Annotated in this window: 5 protein-coding genes; all 5 read right to left on the bottom strand. The window is 57.0% G+C overall.

What is annotated here, in order from left to right:
- Positions 1-230: 230 nt before the first annotated feature.
- On the bottom strand, positions 231-989 hold the full coding sequence (locus ACS5NO_RS29780) for a phage tail-like protein (RefSeq protein WP_439418510.1): 759 nt from the start codon (positions 987-989) through the stop codon (positions 231-233).
- A gap of 207 nt (positions 990-1,196) precedes the next feature.
- The gene (locus tag ACS5NO_RS29775) at positions 1,197-1,784 is read right to left on the bottom strand and encodes a hypothetical protein (protein ID WP_439418509.1); all 588 of its coding nucleotides are present in this window, start codon (positions 1,782-1,784) and stop codon (positions 1,197-1,199) included.
- Positions 1,785-1,875: 91 nt separating this feature from the next.
- Positions 1,876-2,136 carry a DUF2442 domain-containing protein gene (locus ACS5NO_RS29770; RefSeq protein WP_439418508.1) on the bottom strand — a complete coding sequence of 87 codons (261 nt, stop codon included), beginning with the start codon at positions 2,134-2,136 and terminating at the stop codon, positions 1,876-1,878.
- On the bottom strand, positions 2,133-2,336 hold the full coding sequence (locus ACS5NO_RS29765; protein WP_439418507.1) for a DUF4160 domain-containing protein: 204 nt from the start codon (positions 2,334-2,336) through the stop codon (positions 2,133-2,135). The genes ACS5NO_RS29770 and ACS5NO_RS29765 overlap by 4 nt, the downstream gene beginning before the upstream one ends.
- Complete coding sequence (locus tag ACS5NO_RS29760) at positions 2,336-8,782, bottom strand: beta strand repeat-containing protein (RefSeq protein WP_439418506.1); 6,447 nt, start codon at positions 8,780-8,782, stop codon at positions 2,336-2,338. The genes ACS5NO_RS29765 and ACS5NO_RS29760 overlap by 1 nt, the downstream gene beginning before the upstream one ends.
- Between the last annotated feature and the right edge of the window lie 1,707 nt (positions 8,783-10,489).

Raw genomic sequence — 10,489 nt, 5'->3', positions numbered from 1 at the left:
CCCGGCCCTAAAGGGGACTTGGACAATGCTTAGGACGAAGCGTATTACTCCCGCTCGGTGTCCAAGTCCCCTTTAGGGCCGGGCCGTCGATACGGATGTAGGGGCAAAGCGACGGCAACAAAAGCCCGTGCATGATTCGGGAATTAATAAGAACGTGTTGCCTTCGTACCCGTTGGAAGGCGTTGGTTGCGGGCGGTTTTGGGATAAAACCCGCCCGCAACGGAAAACGACTAGTTTGACAATTTGGTGATTTCCAGAATGGCCGTTCCAAACCGCCAGCCACCAGCTCCTCCTCCGGCGGCATCCCCTGCGGTAATCCAGACCGTATCACCCGCATTTAATTTTAACAACGCCGGGGTAGTCCGGGCGAAACCGGCACCGGCACCGACCGCATCGTTGAACAGAATTCGATCACTGGTACCATTCACGACCAGGTGTGCATACCGGCCCGTGGCATAACCCAGCAGTTCCGGAATACCGCAATTGATATTGAAATTCACCAGGTAAAATCCTGCTGAAGGTGCTGTAAACTTGTCTGTAGCCAAGCTAAAATGCGCCCCTTTATCAAATTTTGTACTGTTAAAATTTACCGTAACACCAGTCGTCACGGTCTGAGAACCGGCAAACTCCACCCGCAGCACAACATCGGCACTTTGTGAGCCACCCAATGCTACCCAGCCCGTTCCATCCCAATAGTATTCACCAATAAAAGCCTCTAGTGTGGGGTATTTGGCATTCGTCGAGGTAATTCCCACGTTCGTATTGTACACATGCATCCCCGCAGCCGGGGTTCCGGCCAAGCCCCAGGTGGTGGTGTTGGTCAGGCTGATGCGGGGCATCAGGAGGGCTTTGTCCGTGCCTTCCAGTTCCAGCAGGGAGCCGCCGTTGATGGAGGTGGGATTGTTGCCAATTTTCACCTGCGCCTGCGCGGTCAGGGTACAGATCAGGAGGGCCAGAACGGCCAGCATTTGGTTGATAGAGGTCTTCATGGTGTTGTTCAATGGTGGTTATGATTCGTTTTTCGGGGGTTGTTTTCAACTGACCCGGTTTTTGGTTTCGGCCCGGTTTGCCCCCAACCCGGATTCGCCCCCAACCCCCTAAAGGGGGCTTAAAAAATCCGGATGCAGAAGCCCGGCACCGGCCGCCCGGCCTTTAGGGGGTTGGGGGCGAAACCCGATTGAGGGCAAAACCGGAACCTACCACGGCGGTGGCATGGCGCCTTGCAGGTCCGGCGAATCGTACCGAATGGCCAGCGTGGCTATGGCGCTTTTATGGCTGCTTTTACAAACCCGGCGTCCCTCTTGCCCTGCTGTGCTTTCCGACACCTCACAGACCAGGTGAAACGGTTTTGCGGTTTGGGACACGGCCTCTTTCCTGGTTTTCAACTGCTCATCGACCCGAATCAGGTGGCAACCCGCACTCAGGGTTACGGTGGTGCCGGGTAAAACCGTCAGTTGGGCTTGTGGCAGCACCGCCAGATTCCCCTGCCCGATGGTCAGCGATTTCCGGACGGTCAGGTTGCCTTTTACCTTCACCCCCTTCGCATTCCGAACGACGAGGTGATCGACGGCCTTTGATTTGGCATCGATGGTTTGGCTCTCCTGACCTGCCATGATCAATTCTCCATCGCCGTTCACATCGGCCTCCAGCGTTAGTTTTTCCACAAACACACTCATCGACGCCTTCTCCTGCACGTAACAATCCCCAAAGACCGTCATGCCCGATTGGGCAAAACCGGCCCTTCCGGCGAGCAGAAGAAGGAGTATGAGGAGTGAAGGTTTCAAGTGAACTATTTGCTTTTACAAGCAATTTTAATATACAGTCGTAAATTTTTTATCCTTGATTTTCCATAGGCTTTCCCTACCGGATGATGCGTTATTCAGCAACAATCTGACTTTCCAGATAGAGCGTATCGGGATCGAAGTCGATGTGTCCATCTTTTCCCCAGCAAACGGTCCCATTTGAGACCATTACCTGCTTAAAGATTTCCCACTGTGCCAGCGATCGATAAACGGTATAGTTTAGATACGGCTTGACCGCAAATTGTCTTTTTTCTCCGTTCGTAAAAGATAGTGACAACCTGTAATCAGACATTGGCTCCACCTGTTTCACTCTTGGCAACATTTCCGTATTCATTTAAGAGGTTCTATTGGATAAATGCGTTCGCCTTTTACGGCTAAAGACCAATCTGTCATCAAATCTTCCTTCCGTAACTCAATCCAGGCTAGTACGAGACGTTCTTTCGACCGGGGCAATTCGCCCTGAAGCAAATCCCCCTCCGGAATTGAATAAACAGCTTCGCTTTCAGCATACCTCACATGAATATGAGGCAGCATTAGTTCTGCACCGTCAGCGGCACCGTTACTACCGGACTCGTACACCCATTCTGCGTTGCCGTGAAATTGTAGGTGTAGTTGCCTGCCGGTAAGGCTTCGTTCACCGTGACACTGCCGGTTCCGGTACCACTGGCCGGGGTCGGCACCGCCGGGGTGCGCGTCCAGTTGATGGTAGCGGTCGCCGGATTCGTTGTGGCGACGATGTTGGTCATTTCCAGGGCGCAAATCACCGCGTTCTGGGGAACCACCTGCAAGGCCGGGGCCGGGTTGATGGTCAGCGTCACGATTTTGCTATCCGAACAATCGCCCGCTTTCGCCGAGAACACGTAGGTGACGGTTTCGGGCTGGCCACTCACGTTGCCAATGCCGGCAAAGACGATCGAGGTGCCGGTGCCGCTTTGTCCCAGGCTGTTCACCCAGGTGACTGCCGCTCCGCCGTCGCCCGAAACCGCCAGCGTGGTGCTTTGGCCCGAGCAGATCGTCAGACCTGAACCGGCGGTAATGCTGAGACTGGGTTGCGTCGCAATGGTCACCGTGGTCGATGCCAGTGCCGTACAACCGGCGGCATTTGTCGCCGTGACACTGTAGGTACCACTGGTGATCGTGGTTGCGTTCGGAATGGTCGGGTTCTGCTGGTTGCTCACAAAACCGTTGGGGCCGCTCCAGGCGTATGTCGTAAACCCGCCGGTGGCCGCCAGCGCGATGGTGCTTCCGGCGCAGAGCGGACTGTTGCTCGTGGCCTGTACCGTCGGCAGAACCGGGCTGTTGACCGTGGCCGTCAGCGACTGCATACAGCTTGGGTCACCCACCGCCTGAACGACTATCGTATACGTTCCGGCGGCCAGGTTCGGCACCGTGAACGGACTGGCTCCCAGACTCTGGAACGCACCGCCATTCACACTGTATTGGTAGGTCTGCGAACCGGTGTAGGTCAGGACCACGGCCCCGCTGTTGGGCGTGACGCAACTCGTGACGGCTGTCGGAACCGCCGTAGCCGCCAGATCGCAACAGACCGAGAGGCTCACCACCGACGTAACGGCTGTCGTTGCGCAATTGGTGGCATCCGTCACCACGACGGTGTAGCTACCCGCAAGCGTCACATTCGAAACCGTCGGATTTTGCAGGTTGCTGGTGAAACCGCCGGGGCCGCTCCACGCGAAGGTGTAGGAACCGGCCGGTGTCACCGTAGACGAGAGTGCCAGCGAACCGCCTGCACAAACAGCCGCCGGGGTTGCTCCCGCGACCACCGTCAGGTTCGAGCCGTTGGTCAGGGTCACCACGTCGCTCAGCGTACAGCTTCGACCGTCGCCCATCGTTACCGTGTAGCTGCCCGGTGCCAGATTGGCCGCCGTGCCGCCACTGCCCACCACGCCCGTTGGACCGGTGATGGTGTAGGAATACGCAGTTCCCGTTCCGCCCGATGGCTGCACCACCGTCAGACTTCCCGAGGTGGGCGACAGACAAGTCGGGTTTTTGTATTGAATATTGAAATCCATGCCCGTCGGCTGGTTCACCGTGATGGTGGTGACCGATACGCAGGACGTGGAGGTGGTTCTCGTAATCACGTAGGTACCGCCCGGAACCGTCAGCGACAGGGGCGTTCCGGCCGTCGCCTGACCCATGATGGTGGCCGTGTTGGCAATCGTTACGACGTAGGTAGCACCGGCATCCGTTCCCGGATTGGTGTACTGGATCGTGCCGTTTTCGTCCGGACAGTTGGCGTCCGTTTTGGTCCAGCCCGCGATGGCCGGTTGGCCCACGGGGTTGATGATGACGTTGGTTTTCGTCACCGAACATCCGTTGGCATCCGTCACCGTAATCTGGTAGGTTCCAGCGGGCAGACCCGTGCGGGTAAATGTCCGGACGTTGCTCACGCCTTCGATGTAGCCGTTCAGGCTGTAGGTGAACGGCCCTACCCCACCGGTTACGGTGATGACGATGCGACCGTCGTTGGCTCCGCAACTCGTAGCGTTGGTCGCTACCGCCGTGGCGTTGATCACCGTGGTGCTGTTGCTCGGAATTGTGACGTCCAGCACGGACTTACAGGTACCGTTGCCGGTCAGTGTAAAGACGTAATTGCCGGATTTCAAACCGGAGATCGTCACCGGGGCCGCACTCGGCTGGGTCTGGTTCCCGGTGGTTGGGCCGGTCCACGAAATCGTGAAGGGTCCCGTACCGCTCAGGTTCAGTACCGCGCTGCCGTTGGCGGCCGTACAACTGGCGGCTGTGGCCAGTTGCAGCGACAGGATGGGGCCACCGATGTCGTTTACATTGACGGTTTCGATGTATTTACAGGCATTGTAGACATTGTCGGCGGAAGAAACCGTGGCCGTAACCGAGTAGGTGCCAGCCGCCAGTCCCGAAGCCACCGGGCCGTTGGCGCCGTTGCTCCACAAATACGTTGCCGTGGCACCGGCCGGTACCACCAGCAGATTCGCCGTGGCCTGACCGTTGACTTTGCCGCATTCGTTGTCGATCACCGTCGTTTCGAACGTCATAGCCGGACATTTGATCTGACAGGGCGGTACGGTCACGAGGGCGTCTTCATTGCCCGGACAGCCGTTGGCGTCGGTCACGCTGACTTTGTAATCGCCCCCACCCAGGTTTTGCAGGTTCGAAGCCACCAGCCCGGTCGTTATGTCAGTAACGGTCACCGTATAACCCGGTGTTCCGCCGTTGATCTGAACCACTTGCAGCGTACCGTCGCCATTGCCCGTACCACCGGGTCCGCAGGATTCCGGCGTGTACTGAACGTTGAAGTCGATGCCGTTCGGTACGTTGATTGTGAAGCTCTGGAAAGAGGTACAGACACTGCCGCCGACCGTTTCTTTCCGTTCGACCACGTACACGCCTTTCGGTACGTTCACGGTGGCGGAGGTATTCCCCGGAACCGTCGTGATCACCGTTCCACCCGAACCGAGCAGCACCCGGTAGGTTACGTTGGCCGCTTGCCCACCGGCGAAAATCAGCGTTCCGTCATCGGTGGGGCAGGTCGCGCTCTGCGACGTCCAGCCCGACACCACCGGTGCCCCGGTTTCGCCGATGGTTACCGTCCGTTCGGTTTCGCAGCCGTTGGCTCCACTCACCACCCCGACGGTATAGACGCCCGCCGGTAACCCCGGAATGGTTAAGGTATTGATGGACACGGAAGTATAGGCCGTGCCGTTGAGGGAGAATGTATAATTAGGACCGCTGCCCGACGCCGTCAGGCTGATCGAACCGTCCTGTGATCCGCAACTCGATGCCGTGTTTGGCGTAGCCGCCAGCGTAATGGCGCTGCTCGACGAAACCGGGATCGTGACGTCCTGCGTACTCTTGCAGGACGAAGTGCTGCCGGTTAGCGTGAAGACGTAGTTGCCAGCCGCCAAACCGGTGCGGTTGAATGAGAAGCCGGAACCGGTGTTGCCAAGGTTGGCAGAACCGCTGCTCGGGCCGGTCCACGACACCACATACGGCCCCGTGCCGCTGGTGACGCTGAACGAAACCGAACCGGTGGCACCCGTACAGCTTGACGGGTTGATGATCCGGCTTTCAAATACCGGCCCGCCGATGTCGTTGACGTTGACCATTTCGACGTAGGGGCAACCCGCGAAGGTGCCGGTCAACACCGTGGCCGTGACCGAGTAGACCCCGGATGCTAAACCGTTGGTATTTTTGCCGGAGAAATTATTGCTCCACTGGTAATCGACGTCATTCTCACTGTAGGTACCGAGTTGCGCCACGGCCCGCCCATCGGAAGCTCCGCAATTGGCATCCACCACGAAGGTATTCATGGGAATAACCGGGCAAAGCTGCTCGCAGTTGGGTACGGTGACGAAGATGCTTTCAACACCCGAACACCCTTTCGAATCGAATACTTTGACGTTGTAGACGCCCGGTGCCAGGTTAGTATACACGCCCGGCGACGAGGGCGCAATCACCTGATTCTGCGCGTTGGTCAGCGTGGTCGAATACGGGCTGGTGCCGCCCATGATTTGAACGACCGAAACCGTGCCGTCGTTGTTGGCTACGCCACCCGGCGCGCAGGTCACTTTCGTGTATTCGACGTTGAATTTCAATCCTTCCGGCACAACGATGGTCACCGTCGTAAAGGACGTACAGGTCGATGAGGTTGCCGTGCTTTCGATGCTGTAGGTTCCTGCCGGTAAGGTCAGGGTGGTTGACGTGGCTCCACTGATGCCCGCTACCGGGCTGACAATGGCACCCGTCGTGACTTCCCGAACCAGGAAGGTGGCGGTGGCCTGACCACCCGCAAAGACCAACTGGCCTTTGTCGGCGGGGCAAACCGGATTGACCACCGTCCAGCCGGTGATGGCTGGCGCACCGGTTTCGAGGATCGTTACCGGAATTTCGGCCGAAGAACAACCACCCGCCGAGCTAACGCCCACGGTATATACCCCGGCTTTCAAACCCGTAACGGTGAAGCTCGTGTTGGCCGAAACGCCCATCTCCACGCCGTTGAGGGAATACGAGAAGGGTCCCGTTACGCCCACCGCCGGAATGGCCGTCATGACGATGCTGCCCGAGAACGAACCGCAGGCCGTGGCATTGGTGGGGGTGGCCGTCACGCTAATGCGGTCGCTGTCGTCTTTCGGAATCGTGATCGGCAGGTAGGAAGAACAGGCGGTATTGGTGCTGCTACTGGTAATTTTAAAGATGTAGGAACCGGGGGCCAGATTCGGAATCGTGGTCACACCCAGGGTGGCACCGGGCAGCGAGCCGGTGGCGGCTCCCGTCCAGGAAATCGTGAAAGGTCCGGTGCCGGTGGTGATGTCGATGGCGACGGCACCGTTGTTGCCCAGACAGTCGGCGGAAGTGATCAGGTCGATTTCGCCGATGGGCGCACCGATGTCATTCACCTGCACGCTGTCGATCACCGTACAGGCCCCGTTGGCGGTGGTGATGGTGGCCGTCACGCTGTAGACGCCAGCCGCCAGACCGGTGATGTTCGGGCCGGTTTTTCCGTTGCTCCAGGCAAAACCGGTGGTGGCTCCCGCCGGAAGTCCACCGATGGAAACCGACGCGGTTCCGTCGCTGTTGCCGCAGGTCGCATCGATTTTACCCGCACTGATTGGGTAATTACAGGGTGGCGGGGTACAATCCCGCACGACGATGACCGCCAGCGCGGGAGCCGAACACACATCACCCGGCGTGTAGGCCACCGTGTAGGAACCGACGCCGGAGGCAATGCCACTGAAGATGGTGCCGGTCAGCGACCCGCTGAGGGCCGAGAAGGACCCTCCGGCGGGGAAATAGGTGGCCAGATCGACGGTGACGTTGTTGCAGATGGCGAGGGTTTTGTTCTCGGAAAGCGAAGTCGGATTGACCACAATCGTACAGGTGATGGTGGTGGACGACGGACACGTTGCCGGGGGCGAACTGACGCCCCAGATTTTGTAGGTGTAGGTTCCGGCAGTGGTGAAAAGCTGGCTGATGTCGCCGGTTCCGGTGGCTCCGTCTTCGACCCGCAGCCAGTTGACCGTCGTGCCGGTAACACTGCTCACAAAGGTGATGGCCCCCGTTTGCCCGACGCAAATGGTTTGCGAACAGACCGAGGGCGTGATGACCGGTACGGGATTCACCAGCACCACGGTGGTGGCAATGTTGCTCGGGCAACCGTAGATGCTCGGGATCACGGCGGTATAGGTATAGCTGACCGGGGTAGAACCCGTGGCCGTGGGGTAATCCGTGAAATCACCGGCACCCGTGAGGCCACCCGGCATCCGCACCCACTGCACCACCTGTCCGGTCGGGGCGGTGGTGTAGGAAACCGAAACCGGTGCGCCCGAACAGACGGTCAGGGCGGTGGGGTTGGCCGTGATGGTGCCGCCACCGGGGTTGATCACAATCTGGTAATCTTCCACTTCGCCGTCAGCCGCCGAACCGCCGGGCGTGTTGACCGTGATGCTCGGGTCGCTCGTGAGCCGCACGCGGGCGTAGGTCGTACCCGGCACCAAACCGCTGATGCCCGTCCAGGTCAGGGTATAATTACCTGCCGTCCCCGCAGGGATCGACACGCCTTCCGAGGCTTCGAACGTGCCGTTCTGGTTGAAGTCGATCCAGCCGATGAGACGGGCGGAGGGCGAACCGGTGTTGTTGACATCGACTACCAGGGCGGTCAGGCTGGTGGTGGCCGTACACAGAACGCCAAACGTTACGGCGTCTTCGTCATTAATGTTGTCGAGGTTGTCGCCGTTGGCGGTGCTGGGAAAACCGTCGGTTTCAATGTCGAGCAGTGTTCCCATGCGGAGGTTGGCCGATCCTTTGTGGGAAGGGCCACCGCTGGCGAGGCTGGTTTTATAGGTATCGGGCGCATCGCCGAAATCGCAGCCGACACCGATGGTGATGTCGTCGATGGCGATGTCGTTGCCGCTGGTACCGGGTAACTGTTGATTATTTCGAACAATAAAATCAATGGTTCCCGATGCATCGGCGGTAAACTCCAATTGATATTTACGCCATTGAAATCCATCAAACGGAATGTCACCAGAAGTGCTGGAAGCTAACAGCGTTCCGTCCGTTTTTCGGGCGTCTAACAATAAATTAGGTTTAACCGGCAAGTCACTCCAGCTTAGAGCCCATAAAGAGAGAAAATAGGTCGCTCCGGGAACCAAACCTGAGAACCGGCGTCGGAAAAATTCGTCCTGCCCATATCCAGCATTAATGACCATCATATGCCCTCCTACATCGCCCGGAGTATGATCAATAATGGGATAATTTAAATAAGGGATAGTGCTAAAATCATTTATAATCGTGTAATTACCAGCACTAATAACCTGCGTACCTGGATTAATGTAATGGTAATTTGTATAGCCATTGGGCAACTGGGTGCCAACAGTAGGCGTGGTCGTACCAGCGGCCCCAAATGTCTCAACATAGGGAGCTCCACAGGCGTTGGAAACTACATTGGAAAGTACATTCGCATTATTAAATTCAACATAACCTGCTTGCCCCGCTGTTACTGTAATGGTCACCGTTCGTCCAGCGAGGTCAGGAACGGCTGTTCCTCCGGCAGTGACAATACTAGTCAACTGCCAGGGAGAAGGAGGACTGTTTTCAGTAATGGTATAGGTACCGGGGGGGACATTATACGAAACCGTATTATCGTTAGTAGTATTAATGGTATGATCATCAATGAATGTACCGTTTTCATTACGTTGGAATAACCGCCCTGACCACTGAATTATGTAAGGTGTGTCGCCATCCGAGCCCGCAGAAATACCACCGACGATTTCACCACCGTTAGGATCTGCAACAAATGACCCACCGGTGAAACGGTAAAGTTTTCCATCAGGAGATACTTTGGATGCCCACACTGCTCCATCAGCCGCGACGGTAACATCTGAAAAATCGGCCGGATAAGTACCCAGAGTAGTTATTGCCGTACCAGATACAGAAATATGATAAATCCGATTATCACCACCAACTATCCACAGTGAACCGTCAGGATCTACATCCAGGTGATAACCGCATATGCCTGGAATTACGGTAAAACTACTTCCTCCGTTGTGCTTATATAAATTACCACAGCCTGAAAAACCAGGAACACCGCCTGCTAATACCCAAAGAGGTTGAACGGCACCTGCCGATACGCCAACATCAACAATACCCGTGACACCTGTGATTGCCGTGAATGCTGACCCGCTCCATTGAAAAAGATCTCCATTCACAGTCACTACATAGCCAGTCCCAAATTGGTTAGCGTCCACGCGCACTGCCGTTCCGGGGGCCGCAGTCCAAACAGTATTACCGGGTGTTCGATAATAAACTTGTCCATTAATCCCGGGAGTGATTCCATTTCCCCCAACCACACTTGCAATGGCCCAAACCGTATTGCTTTGCCCCACCCCCACATCCTGCAATGCGACAAAAGCCGCATTATCCGTCAAATTGAAAGAACTCCCACCGGGAATATCGGACGTAAAGCCAAACTGCTGCCCCGTTTCGGACTGAGACTTCTTGGCAATGGTAATGGTAGCCTGGGCCTGCACTTGCTGCGCCCCGATCAGGGTGAACAAAAACCCGATGAGTACGACCCACTCCCGCCAGCGACCGGCGGAAGACCCGTGTACTTTCGGCAGGATTGGGTCGGTTAAACCCCGGCCACTACCGGTTGAGGGTATAGCTGGATGAGAGATCGTTGTAGAAGGTAA

The organism is Larkinella fluvii, from assembly GCF_051857545.1.
Taxonomy (GTDB): domain Bacteria; phylum Bacteroidota; class Bacteroidia; order Cytophagales; family Spirosomataceae; genus Larkinella.
This window is presented reverse-complemented; position numbering and strand designations above follow the sequence as displayed.